The organism is Bartonella sp. LJL80, assembly GCF_054871565.1.
On the sequence record NZ_JBTXLM010000001.1, the window covers coordinates 852157 to 868753 of the forward strand.

The window sequence follows — 16597 nt, forward strand, 5'->3', positions numbered from 1 at the left end:
TGTAGGGAGTGGTTGTCGTTTAAAACTTTGATTTATCGAGCGCTAATCGCTATGGTTGTATAACGTGAATCCGGTTGCGGTTTGGTATTGCCAAGGGATAACGATGACAGGCGTTGAAGTAAATATAAAAACAGACAATAAGAAGGCCGGTTGCTGCGGGGAATAGTCTTATGCGCGGGGGTCATGGGTATAATCAAGAAGTATAAGCGGCGATGAAATGGCGGATGACAGAGTGAATAATACAGTTCTGACTGGTGGTGACAGCCTTGAAGGCACCGAGCGTAAAGAGCGCCCGACACCGATGATGGAACAATATATCGAGATTAAAGCGGCAAACATCGATTCGTTGCTGTTTTATCGCATGGGCGATTTCTACGAATTGTTTTTCGACGATGCGGTGGAAGCTTCCAGAGCATTGGGGATTACGCTCACCAAACGCGGCAAGCATCTGGGCGAGGATATTCCCATGTGTGGCGTGCCAGTACATTCAGCAGATGACTATCTGCAAAAATTGATTGCCAGCGGCTACCGTGTTGCCGTTTGCGAACAAACCGAGGATCCGGCCGAAGCAAAGAAACGCGGCGGTAAATCGGTTGTCCGTCGTGATGTGGTCAGACTTGTTACGCCAGGCACTTTAACTGAAGATAAATTGCTCGACCCTTCGCGCGCTAATTATCTCATGGCGCTTTCGCGCGTCAAAGGTGGTCAGGGAGAACATTTCGGGCTTGCTTGGATCGACATATCAACAGGTATTTTCAGGGTAAGCGAGACGACGCAGGAGCGCCTTTTGGCCGACATTATGCGGGTTGATCCAAGCGAACTGATCGTTGCTGATCCACTTTTTCACGATGAAGCGCTGCGCCCGCTTTTTGATGTTATCGGCCGCATCGTTGCGCCGCAGGCAGCAAGCCTTTTCGATAGCAGCATGGCCGAACGCAATATTTGCGATTATTTTCAATTGGCAACGCTTGAAGGTTTGGCAACTTACAGCCGTGCTGAACTTTCTGCGATTTCTGCTGCTATTCGTTACATCGAGAAAACCCAGATTAACGAGCGGCCGCCTCTTATGCGGCCGGAGCGCGAAAGCGAAGGTGCAACCCTGTTCATTGATCCGGCAACGCGGATCAATCTGGAACTTGCAAGGACGCTTTCAGGCCAGCGCGATGGCAGCCTGATCAAAGCTATAGACCGTACAGTCACCGGTGGTGGAGCCCGTCTTCTCAGTGAGAGATTGATGGCACCTTTGACCTCGCCCGTCGCCATCGACGAGCGATTGGATTCGGTTGCTTTTTTTCTCAATAATATGCGTCTTGCGGAAGCCATTCATATCACACTCAAAGGCGCACCGGATATGCCGCGTGCGCTTTCACGTTTGGTGCTTGGTCGTGGCGGCCCGCGCGATCTGGCGGCTATTCAACGTGGGTTTGAAGTTATCGAAGAATTGTCCGAACTGTTGGCGGGTGGTTTGTTGCCGCTGGAATTGAGTGAAGCACAAGGTGTACTCGGTGATTTGCCGAAGGCATTGCATCATCATTTGGAACGCGTCCTTGCTGACGAGCTGCCGTTACTCAAGCGTGATGGCGGCTTTGTCAGGAGCCAATACAACACCGAACTGGATGAGCTGCGCGGCCTGCGTGATGAATCGCGACGCATCATTGCCGAACTACAAGCCCGTTATGCCGATGAAACGGGGGTGAAGGCCCTTAAAATAAGACATAACAATATTCTGGGTTATTTCATTGAAGTCACGGCAATGCAGTCCGCAGCTTTGACCGAGGGTGCCGATGCAAAAAGCCGCTTTATCCATCGTCAAACCATGGCCAATGCCATGCGGTTCACAACAACCGAGCTGGCTGAACTCGAAAGTAAGATTGCCAATGCTGCTGATCGTGCACTAACGATCGAATTGGAGATCTTCGACAAGGTTGTTGATGATATTGGCGGTCATGCCGATTTTATCCGTAAAGCCGCGCAGTCGCTGGCAGTGCTCGATGTGTCTGCAGCTTTCGCGCGCTTGGCGGAAGAGCAGGGATATTGCCGCCCGCAAGTCGATCAATCTTTGGCTTTCGAAGTGGTTGCAGGACGTCATCCGGTTGTGGAACAGGCCCTGCGTAAGCAGGCGTCAGACCCGTTCGTGGCCAATAATTGTAACCTGTCGCCCGATGGCCATGACCAGTTTGCGGCCATCTGGCTGCTGACCGGCCCCAATATGGGTGGTAAATCGACTTTCCTACGTCAAAATGCGTTGATTGCCATTATGGCACAGATGGGATCTTTTGTACCTGCCGGTTCTGCGCATATCGGCGTTGTCGACAGGTTGTTCAGCCGTGTCGGTGCCTCGGACGACTTGGCCCGCGGTCGATCAACCTTTATGGTGGAGATGGTTGAAACGGCTACAATCCTCAATCAGGCGGGCGAGAGATCGCTTGTTATACTGGATGAAATCGGCCGCGGCACCTCGACGTTCGATGGTTTGTCTATCGCGTGGGCTGCGGTTGAATATCTGCATGAGGTCAATCACTGCCGTGCGATATTTGCCACCCATTTCCATGAAATGACGGCATTGACCGAAAAGCTCAACCGTTTGCATAATGTCACGATGAAGGTGAAAGAATGGAATGGCGACGTCATCTTCCTACATGAAGTTGGCAAAGGTGCTGCGGACCGCTCTTACGGCGTTCAAGTGGCTAAATTGGCGGGACTGCCGGAAGTGGTGGTTGCGCGGGCCAAAGATGTTCTGCATCAACTTGAAGAAGGCGAGATGGCCGGAAAAGGACATAAATTGATCGACGATTTGCCGCTTTTCTCTGTGACCATGTCGCAGACGGAGCAGCGGGCCAAGTCAGCTCAATCGCTGGTCGAACAAGCTTTGAAGGCTGTTAATCCTGACGATCTTTCGCCAAAGGAAGCGTTGGAGGAACTCTATCGGTTAAAACAGCTGAGCCTTACAGCGCATTAGAGCATTTCCAGAAAAAGTTGAATCAGCTTTTTCGTTGGACAATGCGACAAATAAAAAATCTGGAGCAAATCCACGCCCCAACAAAAAGAAGATTTGCTTTAGAGCATTTCCAACAAAAGTTGACAGACTTTTGTGTCAGGACAATGCGATAAAACGGAGAGTTAGAGCATTTTCCGAAAAGTGTGAAGCGCATCCGCAGGAGAATTGATTCACCGGATCAATTCTTTACCCTGCTCCTATCGGACAAAAAATGCGGCAAAAGCAAAGGCATAGAGCGCATGTTCGATTCATCGAACAGCGAATGTGCTCTAGAGTGAATCCACGCCTCAATTAACAAACGGATTCACTCTAAGAAATGGAATATCCTCGGCGAGTGCCTGCCGCGGATTTTCCAATGCCGTTGATTGCAAGAAACGACAGCACACGGTCAGTCTGCACGATAGGGTTTAAACATCGAGCTTAAGCCCATGCCGCCGCCAATACCCATCGTTGCAAGTGCTAACGCTCCCGAAGGCATACCCTTCATCTGGAAAAACAAGCGCGTTACCATAACGGCGCCGGATGCCCCGAACGGGTGGCCGAGTGCAATCGCACCGCCCTGCCTATTAACGGCATCCGGTTTGATTTCCAACGCATCCAACGAGGCCAGAACCTGCGCCGCAAAAGCTTCGTTGAATTCTATCAAGGAAAAATCTGCAATTTTCACCGTGGGATTTCGAACCAGCAATTTTCGTGTTGATGCAACCGAACCAATCCCAAGAAGATTGGGGTCAACACCGGCAACGGCACTGTCAACGAAATGCAACCCATGGCCTATGCCCAAGCGCTTTGCCTCGGCTTGCGAGGTGACAAGCACCAGCGATGCACCATCATTGAGCGGACAGGCATTGCCGGCGGTGACACTGCCTTTCTCTAGAAATACCGGTTTCAGTCTCGCCAGTGTTTGCAATGACAAGCCACTGCGTGGGCAATCATCTTGCTCAAACAAACCTTGCGGCGTTTTAAGGGGCACAACCTCGTCATCGAAGGAGCCTGCTTTTTGCGCTGCAACTGCGCGTGTATGGCTTTGCAGGGCGAAAGCATCCTGCCTTTCTCTTGTGATATCATACTGTTTGGCAACATTTTCAGCAGCAATCCCCATTGTCGGATCGCCAACTTCATCGGGTGAGAAACGAGCCTTGTTGAAAAATTGCGGCATTTCGACGGGCTTTTTCGGGCGGTGTACGCGCCATGGGGCCGTACTGACACTCTCGGCCCCACCCGCGATATAATAGGAACCCGCACCTGCAGCAATCAGGCGGCATGCTTGAATAATAGCTTCAAGCCCCGAGCCGCATTGGCGATCGACTGTCTGTCCGGCAACGTCAACCGGCATGCCGGCTGTCAAAGCGGCAAGTCGGGCCAGATTGCCGCCACCGCCGGCAGCGTTGCCCATGATCACATCGTCAATCGCGCCAGCCGCAACATTGGTTTCAGCTAAAAGCGCTTTAATGAGAGGCGCTGCAAGATCATGGACATCCACCATGCCAAGTGCACCGAAAGCGCGTGCAATAGGTGTCCGCAAGGCGGCAATAATAACGGGCTGGCGGGTTTCATCCATTGTTACAATCTTTCCAATTGACCTGTGGCTTTTTCGAGTATGGCCATCACCTGCACCCGCGCGATTTTTCCGCTCCACGTCATTGGCCATGTGTCGATCACATAGAATTCTCTGGGCAGTTTAAATTTAGGAAGTTGTTCAAGACAAGCTGCAATAATCATATCTTTGGAAAGGCGTGCGTGATTTTCAAAGCGGATGACCGCAACCAAACGTTGCCCATAAATATCATCATCAAGACCGAAAGCGACTGCGTCTTCAATGCCGTCTATGGCTTTGAGTACCGTTTCTATTTCAGCCAGATAGATATTATTGCCACCGGAAATAATCATATTCCCAGCCCGCCCCAAAACGAAAAGATTGCCATTCTCATCCTGTACACCGAGGTCGCCGACCGTGGCACCATAAGCGGTTTTCTTGAACGACTGGCCATTATCACCCCAGAGATAGCCTATGGCAATCAATGCGCTCTCGACAAATATAGTCCCAATGTCGCCACATGCACAAATCTTGCCGTTCTGGTCGCGTATGCTGACTTTTACCCCTGGGAATGCCTGGCCAACCGGAGACATCATTGCATTGCCTTCCATCAATGCCGAGGCCATTTCGTTCACTGCCACAAAGCTCAATTCCGAAGCGCCGTAATATTGCAGGATCTTTGTTGATGGAAACAGCCGCTTTGCCTGTTCAAAATGCTGTTTGTCAAATTTGGATGCTCCGGTTACAAGCTGGCCGAGGCGTGGGAAGACAATGTTGTTGGTTTCGGCAGCCTTACAAAGCACAGTCAACATGGTTGGCACACCGATAAAACGATCCGCCTCCGGGAGGATTGCGAGCAGTTTATCGGCTTCGAAATGTTGAACGCCATAAAACGTCTGACCGCTATCCAGACATTCTGCCAAAGCATAAAGTGTAACACCATGTGCCATAGGGCCGGGCGCTACCGTGTTTTGCATGGGTTTTAAAGCAAAAACATCCCGTCCGCCTTCAAGCGACTTTCGCCAACTGTCCCGTGTGCGGATAAAAGCTTTTGGCAGTCCGGTTGTTCCCGATGTAAAGCCGATAAAGAACGGATGATCGGGGCAGTCTTCATACGATAGAAATTCAGCGCCGGCTTGCAGAAAACGTTCATAATTGTTGTCGGTTTGGCCGCCATCGTCAACAGCCAAAACCCGCGCTCCCGATTGTTGGGCAATTTTTCCCACGATGCTGTCCGCTTTATCACAGACAATCAGATCGGGCTGCAAGCGCTTGATAATTTCGGTTATCTGCGCGGCCGGAGTTTCGACAGAAAGAACAGCGACACAATGGGGCGATGCCGATGCGCCGGTAAAGATTTCTGCAAAAAGATGATGATTGGGCAGCGCTAAAAGAACCAGTCGGCCGTTCTCTGGCAGGTTGACCGATTGGTTCTGCCTTTTGTCGATCGTTGCCAGCGCATAGCGGAAACGCTGTGCATGCGCATAGAGCGCCGCATAATCGAGTGTGCAGCCATCAATGTTGACGGCGATGGACCGAGGTATCTCATCAGCATATTTGGCAACGGCATCGATGATCGGCATAGGCGCCCTCCCTTTGCAATAATATCGCCTTGATAAAGGAGATAATGGGGACGCATGCAAGCTTTATTTAAAGCAAAACGCCTTACCCAGAGCATAACATACAGCCATGGGTAAGGCGTTTTAACAGAAGGCTAGATCTGTCTTACGGCACCTTTTGCGGCCGAGGTGGTCATGGCAGCATAAGCTTTGAGTGCCTTTGATACTTTGCGCTTACGTACTTCTTCCGGTTGCCATCCAGATGCCCCTTTCTCTTCCATCTTTTCACGACGACGGGCAATTTCTGCATCATCGACAGAAAGATGGATTTTACGATTGGGAATGTCGATCTCGATGATGTCACCTTCTTCGACAAGACCAATTGTACCACCTTCGGCGGCTTCCGGCGAAACGTGGCCAATAGATAGGCCGGACGAACCGCCCGAAAACCGACCGTCGGTAATCAAAGCACAGGCTTTGCCCAATCCTTTGGATTTCAGGTAGCTGGTAGGGTATAGCATTTCTTGCATGCCCGGCCCGCCACGCGGCCCCTCATAACGGATAAGCACAATGTCACCCGGTTTGATTTTGCCGTTCAGAATAGCCAATACAGACGAATCCTGACTTTCAAAAATGCGGGCAGGGCCTTTGAATTTCAGAATGGAATCGTCAACACCGGCAGTTTTTACAATACAGCCATCTTCCGCCAGATTGCCATAAAGAACAGCCAGACCGCCATCCTTCGAATAGGCATGATCAAAATCGCGGATAACACCCTTTTCGCGGTCAAGGTCAACCGCATCATAGCGCCGCGATTGGCTGAAAGCGGTTTGCGTCGGTATGCCGCCCGGTGCGGCACGGAAGAATTCATGCACCGCCGGATCATTGGTCTGCTTTACGTCCCACTGACGCAATGCGTCTTTCATTGTCGGCTCGTGGACTGTGTAGGTTGTATTCTCAATCAGGCCTGCGCGATCAAGTTCAGCCAAGATTGCCATTATGCCGCCAGCGCGGTGAACATCTTCCATGTGCACATTGGCGACAGCCGGCGCCACTTTACAAAGGACAGGTACGCGGCGTGATAGACGGTCGATATCCGCCATGGTAAAATCGATTTCGCCTTCTTGGGCTGCTGCCAGAAGATGCAGAACCGTGTTGGTTGATCCCCCCATGGAAATATCCAATGTCATCGCGTTTTCAAACGCTTCAAAAGAAGCAATCGAACGGGGAAGAACTGTCGCGTCATCATTTTCATAATAACGTTTTGCAAGACCGACAATGCGTCGTCCGGCTTCTTCAAATAGACGCTGGCGGTCTGAATGGGTTGCCAATGTCGAGCCATTGCCCGGCAAGGAAAGGCCAAGAGCCTCGGTCAAGCAATTCATGGAGTTGGCGGTAAACATACCTGAGCATGATCCGCATGTCGGGCAGGCTGCACGCTCCATATCGGCAATTTCCGCATCGCTATTGTTGTCATCGGCTGCAGCAACCATGGCGTCAATCAGATCAACCGAAAGATCCTTGTCTTTCCACTTGATCTTACCTGCTTCCATAGGGCCGCCGGAAACGAAAATGGTCGGGATGTTCAAGCGCATCGAGGCCATCAACATACCGGGTGTGATTTTATCACAATTGGAAATGCAAACCAGAGCATCGGCACAATGGGCGTTGACCATATATTCAACCGAGTCGGCGATAATCTCACGTGATGGCAATGAATAGAGCATGCCGTCATGCCCCATGGCGATACCGTCATCAACGGCGATGGTGTTGAATTCTTTTGCGACTCCGCCGGCTTTGGCAACTTCCTGCGCGACCAATTGGCCCAAATCTTTCAAATGGACATGTCCGGGCACAAATTGCGTAAACGAGTTGGCGATAGCAATAATCGGCTTACCAAAATCTCCGTCTTTCATACCTGTGGCGCGCCAAAGGCCGCGCGCACCGGCCATGTTGCGGCCATGGGTGGAGGTTCTAGAGCGATAGGGAGGCATTTTTCATTTCCTTGAATAATTCCAATCTAGCTTTTGTTGTGCAGCAGACAGCCGCCAAACGCAAGGCTTTTGACCGCCTTTTTGATAGGAGATGCGATCACATTTGGCTTATAATTGCAAAATTAAAGACTAAAATGCGCAATATTATTGCGCATCATCGGGCCATGTTTCATAATAGATCAGCTGCTCCAGCGGTACGCGCTGCCGCCAGCCCTTTTGTTGCAATTCCGGTGTTTCATAGAAATGGCTGACATAGCCAATGCAAAGATAAGCGATGATTTCGATATGTTGAGGAATTTTCAGCAGCGCCCGTAAATCAGGTTCATGGTAGATGGAAACCCAGCCAACGCCGATATTTTCAGCGCGTGCTGCCAACCAAAGGTTTTGTACGGCACAGACGCAGCTATAGGCTGACATTTGTGGATTGTGGAAACGGCCAAGACCCTGCGTGCCGTCTCGCGCCCGGTCACAAGTGACCACGATGTTAAGGGGGGCCTTAACAATCCCTTCCAGTTTAAGTGCGTGATATTGCCTTTGTTTCTCATCATCGAAAATAAGGGCTTCTTCGGCTTGCGCGCGGGCAAAGATTTCTTTTACCTGCGTTTTGCGAACCGCATCGCTGATAAGCAGAAAGTTCCACGGTTGTTGGAAGCCGACGGAAGGCGCGTGATGGGCCGCGTCGAGAAGCCGCATAATCACGTCGTCTTCCAGTGTTGTGGGTAAAAATTCATCGCGTACATCGCGGCGCGCACGAATGGTGGTGTAAATATCTTCAAGCATAAGGCATCATGGTGCTTTTCAGTTTAAAAACCAACCCGCAAAATAATATTCGCGATATGAGCACGCGAATGATTCATTGCTATTATAGCCGGTGAAGGACTGGCTGCTTAGACAAAGTGACGGCGTTTACGCGAGTTGAAAAAGAAGTTGGTGGAGCTAAGCGGGATCGAACCGCTGACCTCTTGCATGCCATGCAAGCGCTCTCCCAGCTGAGCTATAGCCCCAATCCATGCCGGATTGGCAAAGTGCAGATGAACTGCTTGGGCGGGTTCATAAAGTGAGACACGCCGAAGATCAAGAGGGAATTTGCAATCTTGATAAAAAGACCGCACCTTCCCTCATGAATTTATTAGATATCGTCGTCGTTTGGAACGCCGCCGCCAAGGATGCCGCTGACATCATCGTCTTCGTCATCTTCATCATCAGGCAAGAACGCATCGTCATCGTCACCAAGGTCGACATCATCATCGCCCAGATCAGGAAGGTCATCGTCGCCCTTGTTTTCATCATCCGCATCTTCCAGCGAAATGAATTCAGGCTTTTCCAAAGCTGTATCCAGCTCTTCGGCTTCTTCTTCCTGCTCTTCACCCTTGGCTTCGGCTGAAGCTTCGAAATAAGAACGCGGATAGGAAATGCCAGTATAGGGAGACACAATCGGATCACGATTGAGGTCATAAAATTTCTTGCCCGTTTCCGGGTCTACACGTTTGGTTCCAAGTTCAGGTTTTGCCATGGACCGAGCCTCTTTGGTTGGTCGGGTGATTGACGGTTTGCAAAAACAACCCGAAATAATCCGACGCCTTTGTTTAGGTGCGTTTTCAAGCAGATGTTTCAATCCCGCTTATAATGAAAACGCTCTATGGTTTCATCAAAAAAATCTTTTCACGGTGCTTAAGCGCAAATTAGTGCATTTGTCAAAGATAAACAGTGCTGTTGCTATGCATTTTCCCATGACGGACACAAAAGCTTATGTTAGAACCCATTCATTTCCCGCGAAAGACAATAGAAAACAGGTAGCCATGCAAAAGCCGATACCCGCCATTGCCAAGAAATCCGAAAGCCTTTCCGGCCATATCCGTATTCCCGGCGACAAGTCCATATCGCATCGTTCATTCATGTTTGGCGGTTTGGCAAATGGCGAGACGCGCATCACCGGTCTCCTTGAAGGTGAGGATGTGATCAACACCGGCAAGGCGATGCAAGCCATGGGTGCGCAAATCCGCAAAGAGGGTGATGAGTGGATTATCAATGGTACGGGAAATGGCTGTTTGCTGGAAGCTGAAGCGCCTTTGGACTTTGGAAATGCCGGTACTGGAGCAAGGTTGACGATGGGGCTTGTCGGCACCTATGCAATGAAAACCAGTTTTATCGGTGACGCATCATTATCGAAACGGCCGATGGGGCGTATACTGGATCCATTGCGCTTGATGGGTGTGCAGGTTGAAGCTGCTGAGGGCGACCGCTTGCCATTGACATTGCGGGGACCGGTGATGGCAAGCCCGATCACCTATCGTGTGCCGATGGCTTCGGCGCAGGTCAAATCGGCTGTGCTTCTTGCCGGTTTGAATACGCCGGGTATCACGACGGTGATAGAGCCTGTTATGACGCGGGATCATACAGAGAAAATGCTTGTGGGCTTCGGTGCCGACCTTGAAGTGGAGACTGATGCCGAAGGTGTTCGCCACATCCAGTTACAGGGGCAGGGCGAGTTGCAGGGGCAGATCATTGATGTGCCGGGCGATCCATCTTCTGCGGCTTTTCCATTGGTGGCGGCTTTGCTGGTGGAAGGCTCTGACATCACGATCGAGAATGTTCTGTTAAATCCCACCCGCACAGGATTGATCCAGACATTGTTGGAAATGGGCGGCAATATCGAATTCGAAAATAAGCGGCAGGCTGGAGGCGAGGATGTCGCCGATATCCGTGTCCGCTCTTCGGTGTTAAAGGGTGTGACGGTGCCGAAAGATCGTGCACCATCGATGATTGATGAATATCCGGTGCTGGCCGTTGCTGCTGCATTTGCCGAAGGCAAGACAGTCATGGAAGGGGTGGAGGAACTGCGCGTTAAAGAGTCAGACCGCCTTTCTGCTGTGGCAAACGGTTTGAAGGCCAATGGCATTGAATGTCAGGAAGGCGAAGATTTTCTGGTTGTCTTCGGGCAGCCGAGCGGCAAAGGGCTGGGTGGTGGAACGGTAACAACGCATCTTGACCATCGCATTGCCATGAGTTTTTTGACATTGGGTTTGGCTTCGGAAAAACCGGTCAGTATTGATGATCGACGCATGATCGCAACCAGCTTTCCGGAATTTATGGATCTGATGGTGAAACTTGGGGCAAAGATTCAATGACATCTTTGAAACGGGCCAAGCCATTCGTCATTGCCATAGATGGGCCCGCCGCATCAGGTAAAGGCACTTTGGCGCGAAAGCTCGCATTGCATTATCACCTGCCCCACCTCGATACCGGCTTAACCTATCGCGCTGTGGCAAATGCTCTTTTGCAAAAAGCTTTACCGCTTGACGATGAGAATGTGGCCATTTCGGTGGCACAGTCACTTGATTTAAGCAGGCTTGATCCTGCCGAGTTGTCGAGCCACGCAATTGGCGAGGCCGCATCAAAAGTGGCGGTGATGGCGAATTTACGTAAAGTCCTTGTCGCCGCACAAAGACAGTTTTCCCAAATGGGCGTTGGCGCCGTCTTGGATGGCCGCGATATCGGCACGGTAGTCTGTCCTGATGCCGATGTGAAACTCTATATTCTTGCCTCGCCGCAAGCGCGGGCCGAGCGCCGTTACAAGGAAATCATAGCAAAAGGTGGCGCGGCTGATTATGCGGACATTCTGGCTGATCTTGAGCGGCGTGATGAGCGTGATATGAACCGCGCCGAAGGCCCGCTGAAACCGGCGGCGGATGCGCACTTGCTTGATACAACAAAATTGAGTATAGAAGCAGCGTTTGCAGCAGCCTGCGCCTTGATCGACCCTGTTCATCAAAGCTTTGGCGATTGAAAACATTTAAAATATAGTTTTCGGCCATGCGCCAAAATACTCCCGTTATATACGGGGCGGTTCGGAAACTGTGTGGTCTTAACACTAACCCGGCGCTTGTGCCTGACATTTTTGGCACTTTTCAGGAGTTTCTATGTCACAATATAATCCCACAATGGCGGATTTCGAAGCCCTTTTGGCTGAATCCTTCCAGACCAATGATTTGGCCGAAGGTTCGGTTGTTAAAGGCCGCATCATCGCAATCGAAAAAGACATGGCTATCATCGATGCCGGTCTGAAGGTTGAAGGCCGTATTCCTTTGAAGGAATTTGGAGCCAAGGGCAAAGACGGCACGTTGAAGCCGGGCGATGAAGTTGAAGTTTATGTCGAACGCATCGAAAATGCGATGGGTGAAGCTGTTCTTTCGCGCGAAAAAGCGCGCCGCGAAGAAAGCTGGGTTCGTCTTGAAGAAAAATTCAATGCGGGTGAACGCGTTGAAGGCGTTATCTTCAGTCAGGTCAAGGGTGGTTTCACTGTTGATCTTGATGGTGCAGTTGCCTTCTTGCCGCGCAGCCAGGTTGATATTCGTCCGATCCGTGACGTAACGCCATTGATGCACAACCCACAGCCATTTGAAATCCTGAAAATGGATCGTCGTCGTGGCAATATCGTTGTATCACGTCGTACAGTGCTTGAAGAAAGCCGTGCAGAGCAGCGTTCGGAAATCGTCCAGAACCTTGAAGAAGGTCAGGTCGTTGAGGGTGTGGTTAAAAACATTACCGATTATGGTGCATTCGTCGATCTCGGCGGCATTGACGGTCTGTTGCACGTCACCGATATGGCATGGCGCCGTGTCAACCATCCTTCTGAAATCCTCACAATCGGTCAGACTGTGAAGGTTCAGATCATCCGTATCAACCAGGAAACACATCGCATCTCGCTCGGCATGAAGCAGCTTGAAAGCGATCCTTGGGATGGTATCGGTGCGAAGTATCCAATCGGCAAAAAGATCACCGGTGCAGTCACAAATATCACTGACTACGGTGCATTCGTTGAAATCGAGCCAGGCATTGAAGGTCTTATCCACGTTTCAGAAATGAGCTGGACCAAGAAAAACGTTCATCCTGGAAAACTTCTCTCGACCTCGCAGGAAGTCGAAGTTGTTGTTCTCGAAGTGGATCCGGCCAAGCGTCGTATTTCTCTCGGTCTCAAGCAGACCCTTGAAAATCCATGGACAACTTTTGCTGACAAATTCCCTGTCAATTCGCAGGTTGAAGGCGAAGTCAAGAACAAGACAGAGTTCGGTCTCTTCATCGGCCTCGAAGGCGATGTCGACGGTATGGTTCACTTGTCAGATCTCGACTGGAACCGTCCGGGCGAACAGGTCATCGACGAATACAATAAGGGCGATGTCGTAAAGGCTGTTGTTCTTGATGTTGATGTTGAAAAAGAGCGTATTTCGCTCGGTATCAAGCAGCTTTCAGGCGACAAGGTTGGTGAAGCAGCAGCATCTGGCGATCTTCGTAAGGGTGCGGTTGTAACCTGTGAAGTCACTGGCATCAGCGACAACGGCGTTGATGTGAAGCTGGTTGACCACGATCTGGAAACAACCATCCGTCGCGCCGACTTGTCGCGTGACCGTGATGAGCAGCGCCCTGAGCGTTTCACCGTCGGCCAGAAGGTTGATGCACGTGTGATCGCTTTTGATAAGAAGAGCCGCAAGCTTTCCGTATCGATCAAGGCATTGGAAATCGCTGAAGAAAAAGAAGCTGTTGCCCAGTATGGTTCAACGGATTCCGGCGCTTCGCTTGGCGATATTCTCGGTGCTGCTTTGAAGAAGCAAGAACAGGACTAATATCCTGTTGTTAAAATAGTCTCACGATTGCCTGTTAGGGGTAATTGATGGAATGAGAAAGCCCGCCTTTTGGCGGGTTTTCTTTTTTGGTATAGCATGTCGCCCAAAAGTGGGAACCGGTTTTGGGATAACGACATGCGATGGGAAAGTTCATGTCGCGCAAAAGTGGGAACCGGTTTTGGGATAACGACATGCGATGGGAAAATTCATGTCGCCCAAAAGTGGGAACCGGTTTTGGGATAACGCCGTGCGATGGGAAAGTTCATGTCGCGCAAAAGTGGGAACCGGTTTTGGGATAACGCCATGCGATGGGAAAGTTCATGTCGCGCAAAAGTGGGAACCGGTTTTAGGGCAACGCCATATCTGAAATTTAAGCTTTGTTTCTCAATAGGGGCTGCCCGTATGCCAGATAGTTGTTCACCGCAAGAATGCCGTTCCAAAACGTGATGTCTCATCGCACCAGTGCGGATGACGAGATGTTTGAAAACCACAGCTATTTGCCATGCATGACAACTGACGGCCTTTGAGAGCAAGATGACAAATCATTTGGTCTTGAAATGTGGTGGATGGTTTGACGGGGTGCGATAGACCGCACGATATCGGAAAACAATTCCTTTAGTTTCTGCATCCGTAGCAAGCGCTCTTTTGTCCATTGAAACCATAAAGTGGCTATCGCTATTGAATAAGAAGGGTAGCCGATACCCACGCAATAAAAAACACCCCTGAAGTGATCTTCAGGGGTGCTTGAACGCGCATCTTCAAGTCATACAATGACAAGAATGATGACTATTTTCAAGAAGGCTGAACCTGCGCCCGTGCCTGCTCTTCAGCAATACGTTTTTGGAAGAGCCCGGCAAAATCGATAGGATCGATCATCAATGGCGGGAAGCCGCCATTACGTGTTGCATCTGCGACGATCTGGCGTGCGAAGGGAAACAACAAACGTGGGCATTCGATGAATACCAACGGCATAACGTGCTCTTGTGGAATATTTTTGACGCGGAATACACCGCCATAGACCAATTCCACGTTGAAAAGCATGTCTTTGCCGTCGCCTGCTTTGGCGGAAAGGCTAAGCACAACATCATAATTGTCGTCGCCAATCGGATTGGCGTTTACATTGATGCCGATATCGATTTCAGGTGCCTTGTCGCGCGGGCGCAAAGCTTCGGGCGCATTCGGGCTTTCAAATGAGAAATCCTTGAGATACTGCGTCAGTACTGTGAATACCGGTGTTTCGCCATTATTGTTTGCATCGCCTTCGGCCATGTTCAAAACCTTCTCTTGTCGCTGGCAAGGGCCTGCCATCTGGGTTTAAAGATGCTCTTGGCTATCATGTCACGCATCATCTTGCAATAAAAGCCCGCATCCCTTTCACATTTTTCCGTGGTTCCGGTCAGGGCAAAAGCCGGTCACTATCGTTTTTCTTCCATGGAGAATGATCTGGGTCTGATGAATGATAATCGTCGGCGTCAAGATCGATCGTCTGCCCATCTTCGTGACGAAAATTGCCGCGAAATTCAGTTTTGACGCTGACACGCTTTGAAATAAAACGCCAGATAACATCACGCACCGGCGGGATGAAAAGCAATATGCCAATAATATCGCTGACGAAACCCGGTATAATCAGCAAAATAGCACCCAAAATCATCAAGGCTCCATGGGCAATTTCGCGGTCGGGAACTTTACCAGCTGCCAACTCTTTCTGCATGGTTGTCAAAAGGCTAAGGCCTTGCAGCCGCAACAATATACAGCCCGCCAATATGGACAAGACGATGAGACCAAGGGTGGCCAATACGCCGATCTCGCTACCAACGACGATAAATCCGGCAATCTCGATGAAAACCGCAGCGAGGAATATCAATCCGGCAATTCCGGGCTTTGCTTGATAAGAACGATTCAATGTTTCTTTTCCTTTCGGGGCCACTGTCGGGAACCCGCATACTATTATAGCATTGCGTCTTTAAATAGGAATTGAAAAGCAATATTTGAATGATAGCTTCAGGTGTTCTATATGTTTAACGGTATCCCGCCGCTGTAAATCATAGTGCAGCAAAAAGTTTTGTTTTTTTGGAGATTGGCCGCGCTGATGGAATTCGACATTGTAATGGTTATAGCACTGGTGATTGCTGTTGTGGTGTTCTTACAGCTACGAAGCGTATTGGGCAAAAGAACAGGATTTGAGCGTCCGCCTTTCGATCCGAATGCACCGGAAATGAGGAAGCAGTCGGATGATGCACCTTCCGATAATGTCGTGTCTTTGCCCAAACGTGAAGCAAGACAGCCAGATGATTTTTCCGATATTGATAATGTTTCTGCGGCAGGCAGTGAATTGAATGATGGTTTGAGGGCTATCCGCAAAGCCGATCCGTCATTTTCGCCGCAATCATTTGTCGATGGCGTACGGGTGGCCTATGAAATGATTGTTACCGCATTTGCCAATGGTGATAAAAACGGTTTGAAGGCGCTTTTGTCGAAGGATGTCTATGAGGGCTTTTCACAAGCCATTGATGCCCGAAAGAAAAATGGTGAGTCAGTTCGTTTCACATTTGTCGGCATCGACAAGGCTGAAATCGTTGACGCTGAAATGCAGGATGCAGATGAACTTGTAACGATGCGTATCGTCAGCGAAATTATTTCTGCTACTTATGACAGTGATGAGAAGCTGGTTGACGGCGATCCTGAAGTGATTGCAGAAATCACGGATATTTGGACTTTTTCGCGCAATAGCCGTTCGCGTGATCCGAATTGGAAACTGGTTGCAACGCAAGACGACCAATAGAGCATTTCCAACAATAGTTGATGGAATTTTGTGTCCGGATGATGTGAAAAAAAGAGATAGAGCAAATCTGTTGGCCCGAAATATAGACGATTTGCGCTAGGCCGCG

11 protein-coding genes, 1 tRNA gene and 1 pseudogene are annotated in these 16597 nt (G+C 50.1%); 5 read left to right on the plus strand and 8 right to left on the minus strand.

Features of this window, described 5'->3' with window-relative positions; all coding sequences use genetic code 11:
- Positions 1–280: 280 nt before the first annotated feature.
- A pseudogene (gene mutS / locus ACYSNS_RS03825) lies at positions 281–2959 on the plus strand (DNA mismatch repair protein MutS); the annotation flags it as partial.
- Positions 2960–3386: 427 nt separating this feature from the next.
- Here mutS and ACYSNS_RS03830 read toward each other — a convergent pair.
- From ACYSNS_RS03830 to ACYSNS_RS03855, 6 genes are all read right to left on the minus strand, one after another.
- A complete protein-coding gene (locus tag ACYSNS_RS03830) occupies positions 3387–4559 on the minus strand; it encodes a thiolase family protein (protein WP_461721787.1) in 1173 nt (390 codons plus the stop codon).
- A 2-nt stretch (positions 4560–4561) separates the two neighbouring features.
- Positions 4562–6118 carry an AMP-binding protein gene (locus tag ACYSNS_RS03835; RefSeq protein WP_461721788.1) on the minus strand — a complete coding sequence of 519 codons (1557 nt, stop codon included), beginning with the start codon at positions 6116–6118 and terminating at the stop codon, positions 4562–4564.
- A gap of 131 nt (positions 6119–6249) precedes the next feature.
- A complete protein-coding gene (gene ilvD, locus ACYSNS_RS03840) occupies positions 6250–8088 on the minus strand; it encodes a dihydroxy-acid dehydratase (RefSeq protein ID WP_461721789.1) in 1839 nt (612 codons plus the stop codon).
- 144 nt (positions 8089–8232) lie between these two features.
- Complete coding sequence (gene bluB / locus ACYSNS_RS03845) at positions 8233–8868, minus strand: 5,6-dimethylbenzimidazole synthase (RefSeq protein WP_461721790.1); 636 nt, start codon at positions 8866–8868, stop codon at positions 8233–8235.
- 148 nt (positions 8869–9016) lie between these two features.
- Positions 9017–9092 (minus strand) — tRNA-Ala (locus tag ACYSNS_RS03850).
- Positions 9093–9217: 125 nt separating this feature from the next.
- The gene (locus ACYSNS_RS03855) at positions 9218–9601 is read right to left on the minus strand and encodes a TIGR02300 family protein (protein WP_461721791.1); all 384 of its coding nucleotides are present in this window, start codon (positions 9599–9601) and stop codon (positions 9218–9220) included.
- Between the two features lie 286 nt (positions 9602–9887).
- On the opposite strand from ACYSNS_RS03855, the gene aroA reads away from it, so the two are divergent.
- The 3 genes from aroA (at position 9888) to rpsA (ending at position 13709) form a co-directional block, all read left to right on the plus strand.
- Complete coding sequence (aroA, locus tag ACYSNS_RS03860) at positions 9888–11216, plus strand: 3-phosphoshikimate 1-carboxyvinyltransferase (protein ID WP_461721906.1); 1329 nt, start codon at positions 9888–9890, stop codon at positions 11214–11216.
- On the plus strand, positions 11213–11875 hold the full coding sequence (cmk, locus tag ACYSNS_RS03865) for a (d)CMP kinase (RefSeq protein ID WP_461721792.1): 663 nt from the start codon (positions 11213–11215) through the stop codon (positions 11873–11875). The genes aroA and cmk overlap by 4 nt, the downstream gene beginning before the upstream one ends.
- 133 nt (positions 11876–12008) lie before the next feature.
- Complete coding sequence (gene rpsA / locus ACYSNS_RS03870; protein WP_461721793.1) at positions 12009–13709, plus strand: 30S ribosomal protein S1; 1701 nt, start codon at positions 12009–12011, stop codon at positions 13707–13709.
- Between the two features lie 792 nt (positions 13710–14501).
- On the opposite strand, the gene secB is transcribed toward rpsA, so the two are convergent.
- Together secB and ACYSNS_RS03880 are read right to left on the minus strand one after the other, a co-directional pair.
- The gene (secB, locus tag ACYSNS_RS03875) at positions 14502–14978 is read right to left on the minus strand and encodes a protein-export chaperone SecB (RefSeq protein ID WP_461721794.1); all 477 of its coding nucleotides are present in this window, start codon (positions 14976–14978) and stop codon (positions 14502–14504) included.
- 127 nt (positions 14979–15105) lie between these two features.
- Entirely contained in the window at positions 15106–15612 is a 507-nt protein-coding gene (locus ACYSNS_RS03880) for an FxsA family protein (RefSeq protein WP_461721795.1), read from the minus strand.
- Positions 15613–15798: 186 nt separating this feature from the next.
- On the opposite strand from ACYSNS_RS03880, the gene ACYSNS_RS03885 reads away from it, so the two are divergent.
- Complete coding sequence (locus ACYSNS_RS03885) at positions 15799–16491, plus strand: Tim44/TimA family putative adaptor protein (RefSeq protein WP_461721796.1); 693 nt, start codon at positions 15799–15801, stop codon at positions 16489–16491.
- Positions 16492–16597: the final 106 nt, after the last annotated feature.